This is a genomic window from Ochrobactrum teleogrylli, assembly GCF_006376685.1.
Classification (GTDB): domain Bacteria; phylum Pseudomonadota; class Alphaproteobacteria; order Rhizobiales; family Rhizobiaceae; genus Brucella; species Brucella teleogrylli.
The window spans coordinates 222,179-241,008 of the sequence record NZ_VEWL01000004.1 but is presented as its reverse complement, the minus strand read 5'-3'; the positions used below and the strand labels follow the sequence as shown (position 1 = coordinate 241,008).

Below are 18,830 nucleotides of genomic sequence, written 5' to 3'. Positions count from 1 at the left end.
TCATGCCCTCCCCGGCTTTTCGTTGGTCAGGCGACCATAGACCGCATAGAGCAGCAGGCAGACAACCAGCAGCACCATACCCAGCGCGCCAGCCATGCCCCAATTGGCCGAGCCGGTGGCATAATAGGCGATGATCGAGCTGATCATCTGGTCGCTCGGACCGCCGATCAGTGCCGGTGTGATGTAATAACCAATGGCGCTCATGAAGACGAGCAACATGCCGGACAGGATGCCGCGCATGCTGAGCGGCAGCAGAACGCGCAGGAACGCCCGCCATGGCGGCGCACCCAGCGAAGCGGCGGCAGGCATCAGATTGTTCGGGATGGACACCAGCACGCTGTAGATCGGCAAAACCATGAACGGCAAAAGCACATGCGTCATGGCGATGATCACGCCCATCCGGTTGAAGATCAGCGGCAGCGGCCCGTTGGTGAGACCGAGCCAGATCAGCGTGTCGTTGATCAACCCTTTGTCTTGCAACAGAATGAACCATGCTGCCGTGCGCACCAGAAGCGATGTCCAGAGCGGCAGAAGCACGGCTGCAAAAAGGGCGCTTTTCACCCAGCCCGTGGCAGACGCCAGCAACACCGCATAGGGATAACCGATAGCGGCGCAGGCCAGCGTGACCAGTGCGGCGATCCAGAATGTGCGCAGCATGATGGCGCGATTGGCCGACGTGCCCGCGGCCATGGAAACAATCTCGCCTGAACTGTCGCGTTCCATATCCACCGCCGCCAGCAGATTGCGGTCTGTGGTGGGGGACAGCGCATTGGCAATGGCCCGCCAATATTGTGGCTGGCTCCAGCGTTTATCGACTGCTTCCAGATCAAGCGCCGGATCGTCTTTCTCGATGGCTGTAAGCGTCTTGCTCATCAATGTGCGAAAGCCCGACTGGGCGCTGTTCAGGCGCCGCACCATATCGCCGACCGCCTGCTGATCGGTGGATGCCCTGAGATCGGCAACCAGCGCCTGTTTCATCTCCGGTGTCGGACCCGATTGACCGTCCCAACCGGCGACGGCCTCCGCCGTTTGCGGCAGAACCCGCAGCACCGCCGTGTCGGAGATTGCTTGTTTCATCATCACGCCAAGCGGCCACAGGAAAAACAGCGCAATGAAGATCAAAAGCGGCGCGATGAGCAGAACCGAGCGTGTGCTTTTGGCGGAGAGAACCGTCATGCGACAATTGTCCAGCAATCGGCTGCATTGAAATGCGCCACCACATCGACGCCCGGTTGCCATTCGCGCGCCTTACGGTCGAGGCGCACAATGAAATGATGCGCCTTGTCATCCAGCTGGATGCGCAGATGATCGCCCTGATAAACACTATCGGTCACGCGTGTGCTGAGATTATTGTCGGCCTTGGCCTCGCCGCCCAGTTCGATCCGCTCCGGGCGGATGGAAAGCAGCACATCTTGCCCCGGCGTCAGCGCGCCGGATGATGAGGCGTTCAACTCGGCGCCGTTCTTGAGGCGGATCAACGTTTTCGTTCCATCGACACGCTCCACCTTGCCTTCGGCCAGATTGGTTTCACCAATGAATTCTGCCACGAAACGGGTCTTGGGCTCGTCGTAGATTTCGCGCGGCGAGCCGATCTGTTCGATCTGTCCCTTGTTGAACACGGCGATACGGTCCGACATGGTCAGCGCCTCGCTCTGATCATGTGTCACGAAAACGATGGTCAAACCGAGGCGGTTGTGGAGCGCGCGGATATCGAGCTGCATCTGTTCGCGCAATTGCTTGTCGAGCGCGCCAAGCGGCTCGTCCATCAGCACCACGCCCGGTTCGAAAACCAGCGCACGGGCCAAAGCCACACGCTGCTGCTGCCCGCCGGAAAGCTGCGACGGCTTGCGCTCGCGCATGGGTGAAAGCTGCACCATATCCAGCACTTTTGCGACCTTGTCGGATATCTCCGCCTTGCCAAGCCCGCGCATCTGCAATGGGAATGCGATGTTCTCGCCGACGCTCATGTGGGGAAACAGCGCATAGTTCTGGAACACGACGCCCATATTGCGCTTGTAGGATGGAACATCGTTGATCGACTTGCCATCGACGACAAGCTTGCCGCCGCTCGGGCTTTCAAAGCCAGCGAGCATCATCAAAAGCGTGGTCTTGCCCGAACCGGATGGCCCAAGCAGACTGACGAACTCGCCGCGTGCTATATCGAGGTTGAGCCCGTCTATGACTTTGAAATCGGCGTAGGATTTACTGATATTCTCAAATCGAATTCGATAGTCCGTCAATGAATCACTCCAGTTGCCGGCATCGGAATATCCCGTCCACCCGATGGAGCGGGTCCAGTTTTAACGGAACCGCTCTATCTCTTTGTTATCTCGGCAGACGGGATGGCGATGGGTGTTCTCAGGCTAACCCGTTTACTGCGCCAGCCAGGCATTGAAGCGCTTCGTCAGCTCTTCCGAATTGTCGATCCAGAAATCGACATTGAGCGGAATCGCATCCGTCATATTGGCTTCCGCCGTTGGCAGATCGGCTGCGAATTCCGCCGGAACCTTGCTCGCCGCGTCCTTGTTCGGCAGACCATAGGCTACATATTTCGGCAGCTTGACCTGATTTTCCGGTTCGCTGGTAAACGCGATGAAATCCATGCCAGCGTCCTTGTTTTCGGCGTCCTTCAGGACGACCCAGCTATCGACGGCATAGATGCTACCCGGCCATACAACCTTGAAATTCTTGCCTTCGGCGCGGTTGATGCCGGTGATGCGACCGTTATAGGCCGAAGCCATTACAACTTCGTCAGATGCCAGCAATTGCAGCGGCTGCGCCCCTGCTTCCCACCACACGATATTCGGCTTCAACTCTTCGAGCTTCTTGAAGGCGCGGTCAACGCCTTCTGGCGTGCCCAGCACATCATAGACTTCATCCTTCTTGACGCCATCGGCGAGTAGAGCGAATTCCAGCGTGTACTTTGCGCCCTTGCGCAACGAGCGCTTGCCGGGGAACTTCTTTACATCCCAGAAATCCGCCCAGGACTTGGGGCCGTCCTTCAGCTTGTCGCCATTATAGGCAATGGCCGTGGACCAGACGATGGCGCCAACACCGCAATCATTGACCGCGCTGTCGAGGAACTTGTCCTTGCCGCCAAGCTTGTCCCAGTCGATCTTTTCATAAAGACCATCGGCACAGCCGAGCGCCAGTTCCTCGGCTTCCACCTGCACCACATCCCAATTGGGCTTGCCAGCCTTCACCTTGGCCTGAACGACACCATAACCGCCGTCCCATGATTCATCGAGCAGCGGCTTTCCGGTCTTTTCCGAAAACGGCTTGAAATAGATTTCGCGCTGCGCATCCTGATAGTTGCCGCCCCAGGAGACGACGGTCAGATCGCGCGCGGCAGCAGGCGCGGCATTAAAACCGGCCACAGTTGCAAGAAGTGCACCGGCATAGGCAAGGCGTGCCATTTTCATAATGTTATTTCCCCATTTGTTTCGACAGGTTCATCCTGCCGTAGTTGTAATAGGAACTATGCTAGCCCGATCATTTGTTGCGGGCAATAAGCTATTATCAGCCATAAGCGAAAGTGTTACGCACCGCTGACCGTGGCCTGATCTATATCTTCTGCGCCAGAATCTTATCAATGCGCCGACCATCCATGTCGACAATTTCGAAGCGCCAGTCGTCATATTCGAAGCTGTCGCCGACGGACGGCAAATCGCCCAGCTGCAACAGCGCAAATCCGGCAATCGTGTGATAGCCGCGATCTTCCGGGATTTCCGTAAAGCCCAGCCGATGAAAGGCTTCATGGGCTGACATCAAACCGTCGATCAGAAGCGAACCGTCCGTGCGGGTCACGATATCCGGCTCTTCATCATCAATATCGGGTATATCGCCCGCGATGACTTCAAGCAGGTCAGACTGCGTGACAATGCCTTCGAGGATACCATATTCGTCAACCACCACGACCAGCCGTACCGGGCTTTTCTTGAAGATTTCCAGCACTCGGAAAATCGGCGTTGCTTCGTGCACCACGACGAGTTCGCGGATCGCCTTCAGTGGATCGACCGCATGACCGTCGAGTACCTGATCCAGCAGGTCTTTCTTGAGAACCATACCGATGGGTTCATCAATGCTCTGATGGGCGATCAGCAATTGTTCGTGGCGACAGTCGCGGATGGTCTTGAGCATTTGTTCCTGACTGTCGTCGGCATCGATCCAGTCGATTTCGCGCCGTGGCGTCATGATATCGCCAACGCGGCGATCACCGATGGTCAGCGCGCGCGCCACCACCTCGCGCTGTGTCATTTCGATCAGCCCGGCCTGCTGGCTGGCTGCAACGAGCAGCTTGATTTCTTCGGGAGAATGAGTCGAACCCTCTCCGTTGCCGGGCTGCAAGCCACACAGGCGCAGCACCAGATTGCCCAGAGCGTTAAGCGTCGAAATGGCGGGCCAGAAGATGAAGGTGAACGCGCCGAGCGGGCGGACGACAAAAAGCGCCGTGCCCTCGCTGCGCTGCAAGGCGAGGCTTTTGGGCGCAAGTTCGCCTAGCACGATATGCAGCGCCGTAATGATGATGAAGGAAATCGCAACCGCGATGGCATGGGAACCGAAGCTTACCCAGTTGGTCGGCAATGCGCCCAAAGCGGGTTCTATGAGATGCGCAAGCGCCGGTTCACCGATCCAGCCGAGGGCAAGCGATGAAATGGTGATACCAAGCTGGGTGGCCGCCAGATTGGCGTCGAGATGATCAACCGCGCGCATAAGGGCCGAAGCGTTGGTGCGCTTTGCCGCGACCAGTTCAGCCACCCTGCTTTTACGGACCGCGACCAATGAAAATTCAGCTGCAACGAAGAAACCGTTAGCGGCCACCAGAAGAAGAACCGCTAAGATACCGATAACATCAGCCCAATACATGCTTGTCCCTATCGCGGGTTGCGACTCTTATTTTTACAGGAACACTATGCCTGAGGCTGGGTCGCCGCTCAAGGAACGCTCGAATTTTACTGGCAATTCAATCAGGGCTCAGTCAACCACCGTCACGACTTTTGGCGCTCCGCCAATCGTGCCGATGATATTTGCCGCCGGATGGCCCGCAGAGTGGATCATTGCGAGAATGCGCTCAGCCGCATCCGGCGCACAGGAAACGAGCAGCCCGCCCGACGTTTGCGGATCGGTCAGCAATTGCTGCTTCCAGAGCGGAGTATCGTCCGCCAGTCGCACGTCATCGCCATAACTCGCCCAGTTGCGGGTCGAAGCGCCGGTGATGAAACCTTGTTCGGCAAGATGTGCGGCTTGAGCCAAAAACGGAAGATCACTGTATCGAAGCGTGATGCCGACATTGGACCCCCGCGCCATTTCAAGCGCATGACCGAGAATGCCGAAGCCCGTCACATCGGTGACCGCGTGCACTGCTTCATCCTTGCCAAGTTCCGCGCCGACACGATTGAGCAAAGTGACGGAGGCCATCATCTCATCGTAACCGGCACCATCAAGAACCTGTTTCTTGAAAGCAGCGGAATAGATGCCGACACCGAGCCCCTTGGTCAAAATGAGAGCATCGCCCGGCCTCGCGCCGCTGTTCTTGCGCAGATTGGCAAGCTTGCAAGTGCCAATCACCGCCAGCCCGTAGATTGGCTCCGGCGCATCGATCGAATGGCCGCCTGCCACCGGAATTCCGGCTTCTGCGCAGATGCTGGAACCGCCTTTCAGAATATGGCGGATCATTTCGGCAGGCATTTGATTCACCGGCATGCCGAGGATCGCCAGCGCCATGATGGGCGTTCCGCCCATCGCGTAGACGTCGGATATGGCATTGGTTGCCGCAATACGCCCGAAATCGACCGGATCGTCCACCATCGGCATGAAGAAGTCGGTGGTGGCGATCACACAGGTTTCATCGTCAAGCTGCCAGACCGCTGCGTCGTCGCCGGTCTCGGTGCCGACCAGCAGCTGCTTGAAAGGTTGGATGGCGGGCTGATCAGCAAGCAGATTTTGCAACACGGCAGGCGCCAGCTTGCAGCCACAGCCGCCGCCATGCGCCAGAGTGCTGAGACGGATGGGCGATGCGATGTCCATAGGTCCTCCTGAACCGAAAGCGGTTCCCGTGATGCTATTTCGTATCAGATCGTGATCTCGCGCGCCGTCATGCTATAACGGAAAGCGTCCGCGTCGAGACAATCGAGCCGCATGCTGGCGACCTCGGCTTGCGGATACATCAGGAAGCCAAGCTCCCCGCCCTGCGCAGATGGCAAATCGATATCGCTGCCATCATTGAAGGCAATCCAGTTGCCTTCCCATGCGCCGAAGAGCTTTTGACGAACGGCAACCACACGCGGATCGTCCGCTGTCAAACCGTCCTTCTCTTCTTCAAGCATGACCTTTCGCACATCGGCCGGATCGGTCGCCACCCAGCCGACGCCATCGAGATAGATTTCAGCACGACAATGTTGCGACTTGGTGATGACCTCGTTCTTTGCGCCAAGGCTCTTGTAACCGAAAGCGGACGGCGCCACCCGCACCCCGTAAAGGTCACGCGCGGGAATGCCAACAGAGCGCACCAGCGCCACGAACAGCGGGTTGAGATCTGCGCATTTGCCGCCAAGATCACCGCTCCTCAACATGGCGACGATATCGCCGTCGCCGCAGCCGCGCGTGGACGCGCGCCGATAGGTGTTGGCGACAACCCAGTCGTAGATGCGGCGGGCCTTATCCTGATCACTTGCGGCGTCGCCGACAATCTTGTTTGCGGTCTCCCGAACAATGCCATCCACTGGTGCCAGCCGTGTTCCAGCCAGATATTTTGCGCGCTCGGCCTGTGTCAGCGGCACGGCGGTCGCCGATGCCTCAAGGCTGCTGGCGCGGTCACGGGTCGAGATGAGACTAATGATTTCCGCAGTCGGCGTTTCTTCACCCGGCGCCCATTCGAGATAGAGGAGGCCTACCCCGCTGCGTGGATCGCGATTGATCTGCGCGACCCTGGCATTTGTCGTCCACCGATTGCCTTCCGGGCGGTTCCAGTCATCCGCCTGAAAACCGGCCAAAGGCACCCATGCCCGAATGACATCCTTGGATGCGGTCGGGCTCACAGTTGTCCTGATCTCGAAACTGCGCCAGTTCGATGGCTTGGGCGTAAACGTGCCGTCATCGGCAAAGGCAGGGGCCAAGGCGAAGCCCGGCAGAAGGCTGAGGGCGGCGCAGGCCGCACCGGATTTGAGGAGTTCCCGACGATTCATGACGATCCCCTTTCGTGGCCCCTCTTTGGGAGCCATGAGCTCTGTTTCTTACGAATATGCGGAGAAAGCGCTGCTGTTGCGCCCGACCTGGAAAGACCAGCGCATGCCAGGAATGATCTGTGATCAAGGCCCCGAAACTCGGGAGCAGCGGAAGAAGTCACACGCGCAGTCTGCCGTGTTTGTTTATGTCCGTCAATCAACCATCGAACAAGAGAAAGTCATCGTGAAGATTACATTCATGTATTAATACTTGAGTACGCCTGTCATGTTATATATAAATGGGCTTTGTTATTATATTTTTCGCCCTTCGGTTCGGTTGACAACTTTGTCTTATTGCGGTGAACTGCCAAAGTGAAAGTCAAGCCTGCCCGACAACGTGACCGGGAAGTTTCCCCTGCACGTCGGTTCTGATCATCAGGGAGGTATCGCACGATGAATGTGGAGCTCTCACGCCGCCAGTTTCTGGGCGGAACGGGAGCGGTGGTAGCGGCTTCGGCGCTCGGTTCTTTCGGCTTCGGTGCGGTGGAAACCGCCTATGCCGAATCCATCCGCCCCTTCAAGCTGGCCAATACGACCGAAACCCGGAATACCTGCCCTTACTGCTCCGTAGCCTGCGGCATCATCCTTTATTCCAAGGGTGATCTGCGCAAGGGCGAGAAATCCGACCTGATCCATATCGAGGGCGATACGGACCACCCGACCAATCGCGGCACGCTGTGCCCCAAGGGCGCGGCGCTCAAGGATTTTGTCAAGGCGGAGACACGCCTGAAATATCCGATGGTGCGCGAACCGGGCACCAGTGCATTCAAGCGGATATCATGGGAGGACGCGCTGGACCGGATCGCGCGCCACCTCAAAGATGACCGCGACGCGAATTTTATTGCGAAGAATGAGGCGGGCGTCACCGTCAACCGCTGGACGTCGACGGGCTTTCTCGCCGCATCCGCAACCACCAACGAAACAGCGTTTCTCACCTACAAGGTGGTGCGCAGCACAGGTATAGTCGCATTCGATAATCAGGCACGCGTCTGACACGGCCCGACGGTGGCGAGTCTCGCCCCATCATTTGGCCGTGGCGCAATGACCAACGCCTGGACAGACATCAAGAACACTGATCTCATCGTCGTCATGGGCGGCAATGCGGCGGAAGCGCATCCGTGCGGCTTCAAATGGGTGACGGAGGCCAAGGCCAACCGTGGCGCCCGGCTGATCGTCGTCGATCCGCGTTTCACGCGCACGGCATCGGTGGCGGATTATTATTCGCCGATCCGTCAAGGGTCGGATATCGCCTTCCTGCTCGGCGTCATCAACTACTGCATCCAGAATGACAAGGTGCAGTGGGAATATGTGAAGCATTTCACCAATGCCAGCTACATCGTCAAGGATGGCTTCGAATATAAGGACGGACTTTTCAGCGGCTATGACGAGGAAAAACGTGACTATGATCGCTCAAGTTGGGATTATGTGATCGGCGATGACGGCTATGCCGTTGTTGACGATACGTTGCAGCATCCGCGTTGCGTGTGGAACCTGCTGAAGCAGCATGTGTCCATCTACACGCCGGAAATGGTCGAGCGCATTTGCGGCACGCCGAAGGAGAAATTCCTGAAAGTGGCCGAGATGATCGGCGAATGTTCCTCGCCGACCAAGACCATGACATCCATGTATGCGCTGGGCTGGACGCAACATTCCAAGGGCGCGCAGAACATTCGCGGCATGGCCATGCTGCAACTGATCCTTGGCAATATCGGCGTGCGGGGCGGCGGCATGAATGCGCTGCGCGGTCACTCCAATATTCAGGGTCTGACCGATATCGGCCTGATGTCCAATCTTCTGCCGGGCTATATGAATATCCCGGTCGAGAAGGAGATCGACCTCGACACCTATATGTCAACGCGCAGCTTCAAGCCGCTGCGCCCGAACCAGACAAGCTACTGGCAAAACTACAAGAAGTTCTTCGTGAGCTTCCAGAAATCAATGTGGGGCAGCGCCGCTGTAGCAGAAAACGACTTTGCCTATGACTGGCTGCCGAAGCTGGACGTGCCGAATTATGACGTGTTGCGCATCTTCGACATGATGAACAATGGCAAGGTCAACGGTTATGTCTGTCAGGGCTTCAATCCGCTGATGGCTGTGCCAAACCGCAACAAGCTGACCGCGGCCCTATCGAAGCTGAAATTCCTCGTCACGATGGACCCCCTTGAAACGGAAACATCGCGCTTCTGGGAAAATCACGGCGAGTATAACGACGTCGATACCGCATCAATCCAGACGGAAGTGTTCCAGCTGCCATCCACCTGCTTTGCAGAGGACGAAGGTTCGCTGACCAATTCCGGACGCTGGCTGCAATGGCACTGGCCGGGGGCGACACCGCCCGGCGAGGCGAAGACCGACAACTGGATCATGGCGCAGATCTTCATGCGGCTGAAAGCGCTTTATAGCAAGGAAGGCGGCGCACTCCCCGATCCAATTCTCAATCTTGTCTGGGAGTACAAGGACCCGGAAGAACCGACCGCCGAAGAACTGGCAAAGGAGCTCAACGGCAGCGCCCTGACCACGCTGATGGACCCGACGGACCCGAGCAAGGTGGTGCTGGAGGCAGGCAAACTGCTACCCGGTTTTGCCGTGCTGCGCGATGACGGTTCCACCGCGTCGGGCTGCTGGATCTATTCGGGTTGTTTCACCGAGGCTGGCAACAACATGGCGCGCCGCGACAATCACGATCCTGACGAGACCGGTGCCTATCTCAACTGGTCGTGGGCGTGGCCTGCCAACCGGCGCATCCTCTACAACCGTGCCTCCGCCGATCTCAACGGCAAGGCATGGGACCCGAGCCGTAAGCTCATCGAGTGGGACGGAACCAAATGGACAGGCTATGACGTGCCGGACATCGCGCCGACCGCCAAGCCACAGGAAGTCGGTCCTTTCATCATGAATGCGGAAGGCTCGTCGCGCCTGTTCTGCCGTGGCATGATGCGGGATGGTCCGTTCCCGGCCCATTACGAGCCGTTTGAATCGCCGATCGCCAATGTGGTTGCGCCAAATGTCCGGGGCAATCCGGTGGCCCGCGTCTTCAACAACGACTTCAAGCAGTTCGCCGATACCGCATCCGAGGAGTTCCCCTATGCGGCGACCTCCTATCGCCTGACCGAACACTTCCACTACTGGACCAAGCATGTGCATGTGAATGCCGTGTTGCAGCCGGAATTCTTCGTGGAAATTTCGGAAGAACTGGCCAAGGAAAAGGGCATCGCCAAGGGCGACTGGGTGCGCGTCTGGTCTAAGCGCGGCTCGGTCAAGGCCAAGGCGGTGGTGACCAAACGCATCAAGCCGCTCATCTGCGACGGCAAGACGGTGCATGTGGTCGGCATTCCGCTGCACTGGGGCTTCATGGGCGCTGCCCGCAAGGGCTTCGGCCCGAATTCGCTGACCCCGTTCGTCGGTGACGCAAACATCGAGACGCCAGAATTCAAGGCGTTTCTGGTCAATATCGAGCGCAGCAGCGCGCCTGTTGCTTAGAAGGGATTGAAGAATGTTTCCACCCGTTCCCAATCCCAGTGTCCAGCCGCAAGCTCCGCGCTTCGGTGACAATGACCTGATGCGGCGGTCGGCGTCATCCGTGACGCCACCTGCCGAACGCCAGACAGAAGTGGCCAAGCTGATCGACGTGTCGAAATGCATTGGCTGCAAGGCGTGCCAGTCGGCCTGTGCCGAATGGAACGATACGCATGAGGAGGTGGGCATCAATGTGGGGGTCTATGACAACCCGCATGATCTGACGCCCAACACCTTCACGCTGATGCGCTATACCGAATGGGATAATCCCGACACCGGCAATCTGGAATGGCTCATTCGCAAGGATGGTTGCATGCATTGCGAGGACCCCGGCTGCCTCAAGGCCTGTCCGGCGCCTGGCGCCATCGTGCAATATTCCAACGGTATCGTCGATTTCATCCACGATAATTGCATTGGCTGCGGCTATTGCATCAAGGGCTGTCCGTTCAACATCCCGCGCATCTCGGAAGTGACCCACAAGGCCTATAAATGCACGCTGTGCTCCGACCGCATTGCGGTTGGACAAGGCCCGGCCTGTGCAAAAGCATGCCCTACTCAGGCCATCGTCTATGGAACCAAGGCCGAAATGAAGGAATGGGCCGATGGACGCATCAAGGATCTGAAATCCCGTGGCTTTGAAAATGCCGGGCTTTACGATCCGCCGGGAGTCGGCGGCACACACGTCATGTATGTGCTGCACCACGCCGACAAACCGGAAATTTACGCCAACCTGCCGAACAATCCGCGCATCAGCCCGGTTGTCGAAGTCTGGAAAGGCGTCTCCAAATATGCAGGCATGGCGGTAATGGGGCTGGCCGTCGCCACCGGCTTCCTGCATTATATTTTCAAAGGTCCGAATGTCGTGACCGAACATGACGAGGAAGAGGCCGAAAAGCTCACGGGAGAAAAAAGCTCATGAGCAAGACCGACTTTGACGATGTTTCCGCCAGCGATGACATAGAACCGGGCAAGCCGGTCCGCGTGCATCGCTATTCCGGCGGCGCGCGCATCAATCACTGGATCACCGCCATCAGCCTCGTGCTGCTGGCGCTTTCCGGGCTTGCCATGTTCCACCCTTGGCTGTTTTTCCTGTCCGGTCTTTTCGGCGGCGGTCAGTGGACGCGCACGATTCATCCATGGATCGGCGTCGTGCTGTTCTTCAGCTTCTTTGGTCTTTTCGTGCGTTTCTGGAGCGCCAATCTCTGGAAGCGCGAGGACACGCGCTGGCTCGGTCAGGTCGATGATGTGATCGCTGGCAATGAGGAGAAACTGCCCGAAATCGGCAAATATAATGCCGGGCAGAAGCTCGTTTTCTGGTCAATGTCATTGCTGATCATCATCCTGATCGTCTCAGGCCTCGCCATCTGGAACGAATATTTCGGCTTTATTGTCAGCATCGACCAGCAACGCTGGGCATTGCTTATCCACTCCATGGCCGCCGTCATCGCCATCTGCGTCTGGATCGTGCATGTCTATGCCGCAATCTGGATCAGAGGCACGTTCAGCGCCATGACGCGCGGCACGGTGACCGGCGGCTGGGCATGGCGGCACCATCGCAAATGGCTGCGCGAGTTGAACGCCAAGCGCAAGGCGAAACAGGCAAGCGGCAAACCGGCAGCATGATTTTACGCATCGCCGGGTTGAAAAATCTGGCGATCGACCGAGATTGAATATGGTTGCACTGGTCCACGTGGCCCGGCGGGTTCGTGAGGGAGTAGAATGGCAGGTAAGACAGATCTGGCGCCGGACCCGACGGCGATTGGCGAAATATCGTCTCCACCCTTTGTACGATTGCCTGATCCCGACGACCTGTTTTCCCGGAGAGCCGCGCGCCTGCGGCTGCTGGGGTCGGTCAGCCCACTCAAACCCTATCTCGAATTTTTGGCCGATCTGAGCGGTGCGCAGGCTGCGGTTCAAAAAGAGCTTGGGCCGGTTTCGCCAAGCGACACCAGCCGGAAACCCGAAATGCCCTGCGTTGACCGCGATGCGGCAGCATCGGATGGCACCCTGAATTCAACCTTCGACAACTTGTTTGATCGCGTGCACCATATCGCCAAACCGCAGGATGCCGCCGATGCCTTGGCACGTGTGGCCGCAGCCAGCCCGGCAGAGCGCCGCAGCATGATTGATGCGGTGTTTACCGGTATGCTGCCGCCGGATGCGATTGCCGAACATATCTATATCTGGGCAGGGCTTCAGCTGCATTTCACGCGGCTTGCATCCGCGCTTGATCCGAAAGCCGTGCAGCCCGTTGCCGATGGCGTCTGCCCCACTTGCGGCAGCATGCCATCCGGGTCAATCGTGGTGGGCTGGAAAGGCGCACATGGTGCGCGCTTTTGTTCCTGCTCGGTTTGCAACACGCTCTGGCACTATGTCCGCATCAAGTGCGTCTGCTGCGGCTCCACCAAGGGCGTCGGCTATAAGGAAGTTGAAGACGGCGGCGGCGTCATCAAGGCGGAAACCTGCGACGAATGCCAAAGCTGGACCAAGATCATCTACCAGCAGCAATCCACCGATGCAGACCCGATGACCGACGATGTGGCAAGCCTCGGCCTTGATATGCTGATGCGCGAAACGCCCTATCGACGCGGCGGTTTTGCAGCCTTGCTTGCAGGATTGTGAGGCACGATGGATCAGACCCGGTCTCACCTGCGGCAGTTGCCCTCCGTCGATGCACTCCTGCAAATGCCGGAACTTGGTCCCGCGCTCGAACGCTTCGGTCGCCCGGCGCTGACCGAAGCCATCCGCACTGTTCTGACCGAAGTGCGCGAAGCCGTGAAATCCGGTGCTGCACCGTCCTACAGCGCAGAGATTACCCAACGCGTTATTGATTTGCTTGAAGCCTCTGAGCAATCGAGCCTGCGCCCACTGTTCAATCTGACGGGAACGGTTCTGCACACCAATCTCGGACGCGCCATATTGGCCGAAGCGGCCATCGAAGCTGCGACGGCAGCCATGCGCGAAGCCGTTTCGCTGGAGTTTGATCTTTCCACCGGTGCACGCGGCGAACGCGACGACCATTTGCGCGCTTTGATCTGCGAACTAACCGGCGCGGAAGATGCGACCATCGTCAACAACAATGCCGCCGCCGTGCTGATCGTGCTGAACAGCCTTGCGGCGGGCAAGGAATCGGTCGTTTCACGCGGCGAACTGATCGAAATCGGCGGCGCGTTCCGCATGCCGGATATCATGACCCGCGCAGGCACCAGACTGGTTGAGATTGGCACCACCAACCGCACCCATCCGCGCGATTATGAAGGCACTATCGGACCGGATACCGGGCTGATCTTGAAAGTCCACACCTCGAATTACCGCATTGAAGGCTTTACGCGCGAGGTATCGGCGACAGAGCTTGCCGCAATCGCCAAGGCGCGTGGTGTGCCGCTGGTCAACGACCTTGGGTCCGGCACACTTGCCGACCTCACCGCTTTCGGTCTCGCGTATGAGCCGACCGTGCGCGAAGCGGTGGCCGAAGGGGCCGATATCATTACCTTCTCCGGCGACAAGCTGCTCGGCGGACCGCAGGCCGGGTTCATCGTCGGCCGGCGCGATCTGATCGCCCGCATCAACAAGAACCCGATGAAGCGCGCCCTTCGCGTGGACAAGATCAGGCTCGCCGCGCTGGAAGCAACGCTGAAGCTCTATCGCAATCCCGAACGTCTGGCCGAAAAGCTGCCGACGCTGCGCTATCTGGCGCGGTCGAAAAGCGACATTGCCATTCAAGCCACCCGATTGCAGCCGGAACTGCAAAACGCGCTCGGTTCAGCTTTTGATGTGACAGTGACGAATTGCGCCAGCCAGATCGGCTCCGGCGCTCTGCCATTATCGACAGTTCCAAGCGCCGGATTGTCCATCGCCCCGAAAAACGGCAGTGGCTCCGCGCTCACCTCTTTGGCCACCGCGCTCCGACAATTACCGCTGCCGGTGATCGGGCGCATCGAAAAAGGCGCTTTCATTCTCGATCTGCGCTGCCTTGATGATGAGACCCGCTTCGTCAGAAACCTGGCTTCCTATGCGGCTCGCTGATCTTTTCTCCCGCAAGCCAAAGCCAGACAGTGACGCGCAGTCGCTGGAACTGGCGCTCGTCGCGGCGAAATCAGGGGACTACGCCACCGCCCTGTCGATATGGGAGCCGTTGGCGCGCAAGGGCAATGCCCGCGCCCAGAACAATATAGGGGCCTGTTTTGCGGGCGGCATGGGGGTCGAAAGAAATATCGATCTCGCGCATCAATGGCTGGCCTTGTCTGCAAAGGCGGGTGACGCCTCCGGCCAGCGCAATCTCGCCTCGCTTCTGTTCAAGGGCGAGGACATCGACCCCAACTATCCGGAAGCGGCAAGGCTCTATCGGCTGGCCGCCGAGCAGGGCGACGCGCAAGCGCAGGACATGTTGAGCTGGATGCTGCTGGAAGGCGACGCCATTGCCGCCGACCCGGTGGAAGCACGCGAATGGGCGCTGAAAGCCGCCGAAAGCGATGCTGCCGCCGCCATGACGCGGCTTGGTATGATCTATCATAACGCACTTGGTGTGCCGCGCGATCCAGCGCAAGCCGTGTTCTGGTGGCGCAAAGCGGCAGACGCTGGCGATGCCGATGGCGAAGCCATGCTGGGTGCCGCGCTGCATCTCGGCATGGGTGTGGAGCGAAATGCTTTGTCGGCTTATGAACGCCTGTTACGCGCTCGTTCCCAAGGCAGCGCCCTTGCCGAGCCCTTTCTGCAAGCGGCTCGCGAACAGCTGGATGACGATGAGCGCAGAACAGCGGAAACGCGCGCTGCCGGAGGCCGCCGCCCATGATTATCGGCACGGCGGGACATATCGACCACGGCAAGACGTCCCTCGTCCGTGCGCTCACGCAAATCGACACTGACCGGCTCAAGGAGGAAAAGGCACGCGGCATTTCCATCGATCTTGGCTTTGCCTATCTGCCCCTGACAGGCGACGAACAAGAAATCCTCGGTTTTGTCGATGTGCCGGGGCACGAAAAATTCGTGCATACCATGCTGGCGGGCGCGGCCAGCATCGACTTCGTTCTGCTGGTGGTGGCGGCAGATGACGGCATCATGCCGCAAACACGCGAACATCTGGCCATCGTCAATCTGCTTGGGATCAAACGCGGCATCGTTGTGATCACCAAGTGCGATCTTGTCGAAGCCGCGCGCGTGAGTGAGCTGGAAGCCGATATCCGCAACATTCTGGCTACAACACCGCTTGCCGATGCTGTCATATTGCCGGTGTCCACGGCCACCGGTGAAGGACTGGACCAGCTTAAAGCGACGCTCGAAACCGAGGCGCGAAGCTTTCCGCATCGCCCTGCCGATGGACGCTTTCGCCTTGCTGTGGATCGGTCCTTCACCATCCAGGGTGCGGGGACTGTCGTGACAGGCACCGTCCTTTCCGGCACGGCCAGGATCGGCGATCAACTGACCATCAGCCCTTCGGGAAAACCGGTGCGCGTGCGCACAATCCATGCGCAAAACCGGCCAAGCGAAACTGCACAGGCGGGCGACCGTTGCGCGCTCAATCTGGCAGGCGAGGGCATCTCCAAGGACGCTGTCAGTCGTGGCGACATGGTGTTGTCGCCCGACTTGCACCTGCCGACAGATCGTATCGACGCCTCGCTTTCAATCCTGCCATCGGAACGCAAGCCGATAGACCAGTGGTTTCCAGTACGGCTGCACCATGCGTCGGCGGAAGTGGGTGCGCGCATCGTGCTTTTGCAGGACGAGGCGCTCGCGCCGGGCGCGCATGGACGTGTGCAACTGGTGCTGGATCGCCCGATTGCAGCCGCATCGGGTGATCGTTTTGTCATTCGCGATGTCTCCGCGCAGCGGACAATCGGCGGTGGTCGCTTTCTTGATCTGCGCCCGCCGCAGCGCAAGCGCCGCAGCCCTGAACGCATGGCTCAACTCGACGCCCATGCCATTGATGACCCAGTACAAGCGGCACGGGCGCTGCTGTCCGTCGATCCGTTTTATCTGGATGCAACCGCTTTTCTGCGCGACCGTGCTTTGAGCCATGGACCGCAATATCTGGCGCAAGCGCTCGATGCGACGGTTCTGCCGCAAGGACAGGCGCAGTTGCTGCTGTTGCCGGAGCGCTGGGATGCATTGCGGAATGCCATTCTTGAGCGGCTCGGCATTTTCCATGACGAGAACCCGGACCTGATCGGCATGGGCGTGGAAAGACTGCGTCTGCTTTTAAAACCGCGCCTGCCTGCAAGCGCCTTCCGGGCTGCGATAGCCGCGTTGACGGATTTGCAACTGGTGAAGCTCGACGGCGCTTGGCTTCGGCTCAGCGAGCATGAGGTGACGATGAGTGACGCCGACGCGGCACTGTGGGAGCGGATCGCGCCGATGCTTGGCGGCGAAGCGCGCTTTCGCCCGCCGCGCGTGCGCGACATTGCCGGTTTGGTGGGCGAAAAGGAGGAAGACATCCGTCGCATTCTCAAGCTTGGCGGTCGGATGGGTCGTGTGCATGAAGTGGCGCACGATCATTTTTTCAAGCGTGATACGATTGCCGAGATGATCGGCATACTCTCGGTGATGGATGAAGAATTCGACAGCGGCTGGTTTATCGCCGCGCGTTTTCGCGACCGTGTGGACAGTGGCCGCAAGGTGGCGATCCAGATCCTTGAGTTCTTTGATCGCAACAGCGTCACAATCCGGCGCGGAGATTTGCGACGGCTAAACCGTCGCAAGCTGGACTTGTTCGGCGATTTCGCTGAGACCCGACTCACGGATGAATGCCCCGCCTGAACGGGGCAAACCATCCGCCTTAAAAGATAAAGCGCTTGCCACTGGTCGATGTAGAAACGCGACCCAATTTGCCTGGGCCACCTGCCACCACCGGGCCGGATACCTGATCTTGCTTGATAGTCTGCTTGGTGGTCGATACAGCGGGCGCTGACGCAAATGCTGTTCCCGACACCATGAATGCTCCAATCGCTAACACAGCTATGGTCTTCATCATTCCTCCTCTACTGGTCTCGCCAGTATGGACGCCGAAATTTGATGAGATCATGCAGGCGTTGTTACACAATCCCCCCTCAGGAAACGGTAGATTTTGCCCGGCCGCTATACGGCATCTGTCGTATTTCGGGGGGGGCTGAGCGCTCTGGACGCAGAAAATCCGCGCCCTAGTTAGTTTTTACCCACCTATGCGTTCCAAAATGACGCAACAACAGGGCGCAACGAGGAGACGCCTTCATGCCTGAACCGAAAGAAGACGGCCAATCAGCGGAGGTCCTGAAGGAAAATCTCCCCTCCAAAGCCGCTGCTATTCATGAACTCATTCGCCGCGAAGGCGAAAAGGAAATGAACAGAGAGGCGATGGCGCTGTTCTGGTCGGCAATCGCCGGTGGTATCTCGATGAGTACCTCGATGATCGCCCGGGGCATTCTGGAGGCCTACCTTCCCGACGGGAACCTGTTCTTTCTGCTCAGTTCAGCCGGCTATACCGTGGGCTTTATAATCGTGATCATCGCCAACCAGCAATTGTTCACCGAAAACACGATCACCCCGGTTCTGCCTTTTATGACAGAGCCGACAGCGTCTCACTTTTTCAAGATGATACGACTGTGGAGCATCGTTCTTTTGGGCAATCTGATTGGAGGAGCGATTGCCGCCCTCGTCATAGTCTTGATGCCCATCTTCTCCGTTGAGGTTACGCGCACATTTACAGATATGGGCAAGCATCTTATGGAGAAAACAAGTAATGAGCTATTCAGCAAAGGCATCATGTCTGGATGGCTGATTGCGACTTTGGTCTGGATGCTGCACAGCACCAAGCAAGGCCATATTTTTCTTATTTTCCTGATCACCTATCTCATTGCAATCGGTGACCTCACCCATATCGTGGTCGGGTCGATTGAAGTGCTCTTCTTGCTGTTCATCGGCGAAGTTTCTGCTTTCGACAGCATCTTCAAATTCGGGCTGCCCACGCTTTTTGGTAACATCGTCGGGGGCACATTCATCTTCGGGCTGATTTCGCACGCCCAAATCCGGGCCGACGAATAGCTGGAACCAAAAGGCGGGGAACTTTCGCTTGCGTCCGAAGTTCGGTGTCGTTGGTGTCAATTGCCGCTCAGACCAAGC

Annotated in this window: 16 protein-coding genes; 9 read left to right on the top strand and 7 right to left on the bottom strand. The window is 58.3% G+C overall.

The window, feature by feature from the left end; all coding sequences use genetic code 11:
* The 6 genes from FIC94_RS09565 to FIC94_RS09540 form a co-directional block, all read right to left on the bottom strand.
* Positions 1–1,176 (bottom strand): ABC transporter permease, encoded by a 1,176-nt coding sequence (locus FIC94_RS09565; protein ID WP_140024706.1) that lies wholly within the window; start codon positions 1,174–1,176, stop codon positions 1–3.
* A complete protein-coding gene (locus FIC94_RS09560; protein WP_140024705.1) occupies positions 1,173–2,240 on the bottom strand; it encodes an ABC transporter ATP-binding protein in 1,068 nt (355 codons plus the stop codon). The genes FIC94_RS09565 and FIC94_RS09560 overlap by 4 nt, the downstream gene beginning before the upstream one ends.
* A gap of 132 nt (positions 2,241–2,372) precedes the next feature.
* Positions 2,373–3,422, bottom strand: a complete 1,050-nt coding sequence (locus FIC94_RS09555; RefSeq protein ID WP_140024704.1) for an ABC transporter substrate-binding protein — start codon at positions 3,420–3,422, stop codon at positions 2,373–2,375.
* Positions 3,423–3,564: 142 nt separating this feature from the next.
* Positions 3,565–4,866, bottom strand: coding sequence for a hemolysin family protein (locus FIC94_RS09550; RefSeq protein WP_140024703.1), 1,302 nt, complete (start codon positions 4,864–4,866; stop codon positions 3,565–3,567).
* A gap of 108 nt (positions 4,867–4,974) precedes the next feature.
* Positions 4,975–6,027 carry a selenide, water dikinase SelD gene (selD, locus tag FIC94_RS09545; protein ID WP_140024702.1) on the bottom strand — a complete coding sequence of 351 codons (1,053 nt, stop codon included), beginning with the start codon at positions 6,025–6,027 and terminating at the stop codon, positions 4,975–4,977.
* Positions 6,028–6,071: 44 nt separating this feature from the next.
* Positions 6,072–7,184, bottom strand: a complete 1,113-nt coding sequence (locus FIC94_RS09540) for a transglutaminase-like domain-containing protein (protein WP_140024701.1) — start codon at positions 7,182–7,184, stop codon at positions 6,072–6,074.
* On the opposite strand from FIC94_RS09540, the gene FIC94_RS09535 reads away from it, so the two are divergent.
* The 8 genes from FIC94_RS09535 (at position 7,183) to selB (ending at position 17,492) form a co-directional block, all read left to right on the top strand.
* Positions 7,183–7,431: a hypothetical protein gene (locus tag FIC94_RS09535; RefSeq protein ID WP_140024700.1), complete on the top strand. Its 249-nt coding sequence runs from the start codon at positions 7,183–7,185 to the stop codon at positions 7,429–7,431. The genes FIC94_RS09540 and FIC94_RS09535 overlap by 2 nt on opposite strands.
* A gap of 185 nt (positions 7,432–7,616) precedes the next feature.
* Complete coding sequence (gene fdnG / locus FIC94_RS09530) at positions 7,617–10,703, top strand: formate dehydrogenase-N subunit alpha (protein WP_109366929.1); 3,087 nt, start codon at positions 7,617–7,619, stop codon at positions 10,701–10,703.
* Between the two features lie 13 nt (positions 10,704–10,716).
* A complete protein-coding gene (fdxH, locus tag FIC94_RS09525) occupies positions 10,717–11,658 on the top strand; it encodes a formate dehydrogenase subunit beta (RefSeq protein WP_140024699.1) in 942 nt (313 codons plus the stop codon).
* The gene (locus FIC94_RS09520) at positions 11,655–12,362 is read left to right on the top strand and encodes a formate dehydrogenase subunit gamma (RefSeq protein ID WP_109366927.1); all 708 of its coding nucleotides are present in this window, start codon (positions 11,655–11,657) and stop codon (positions 12,360–12,362) included. The genes fdxH and FIC94_RS09520 overlap by 4 nt, the downstream gene beginning before the upstream one ends.
* A gap of 96 nt (positions 12,363–12,458) precedes the next feature.
* On the top strand, positions 12,459–13,361 hold the full coding sequence (gene fdhE, locus FIC94_RS09515) for a formate dehydrogenase accessory protein FdhE (RefSeq protein WP_140024698.1): 903 nt from the start codon (positions 12,459–12,461) through the stop codon (positions 13,359–13,361).
* Positions 13,362–13,367: 6 nt separating this feature from the next.
* Positions 13,368–14,765, top strand: coding sequence for an L-seryl-tRNA(Sec) selenium transferase (selA, locus tag FIC94_RS09510; protein ID WP_140024697.1), 1,398 nt, complete (start codon positions 13,368–13,370; stop codon positions 14,763–14,765).
* Complete coding sequence (locus FIC94_RS09505; RefSeq protein ID WP_140024696.1) at positions 14,752–15,531, top strand: tetratricopeptide repeat protein; 780 nt, start codon at positions 14,752–14,754, stop codon at positions 15,529–15,531. The genes selA and FIC94_RS09505 overlap by 14 nt, the downstream gene beginning before the upstream one ends.
* Entirely contained in the window at positions 15,528–17,492 is a 1,965-nt protein-coding gene (gene selB / locus FIC94_RS09500) for a selenocysteine-specific translation elongation factor (RefSeq protein ID WP_140024695.1), read from the top strand. Before FIC94_RS09505 ends, selB begins: the two co-directional genes overlap by 4 nt.
* 19 nt (positions 17,493–17,511) lie before the next feature.
* On the opposite strand, the gene FIC94_RS09495 is transcribed toward selB, so the two are convergent.
* Positions 17,512–17,706 carry a hypothetical protein gene (locus FIC94_RS09495; protein WP_140024694.1) on the bottom strand — a complete coding sequence of 65 codons (195 nt, stop codon included), beginning with the start codon at positions 17,704–17,706 and terminating at the stop codon, positions 17,512–17,514.
* A gap of 236 nt (positions 17,707–17,942) precedes the next feature.
* Between FIC94_RS09495 and FIC94_RS09490 the strand changes: the two genes are divergently transcribed.
* A complete protein-coding gene (locus FIC94_RS09490) occupies positions 17,943–18,752 on the top strand; it encodes a formate/nitrite transporter family protein (RefSeq protein ID WP_140024693.1) in 810 nt (269 codons plus the stop codon).
* The last annotated feature ends 78 nt before the right edge of the window (positions 18,753–18,830 follow it).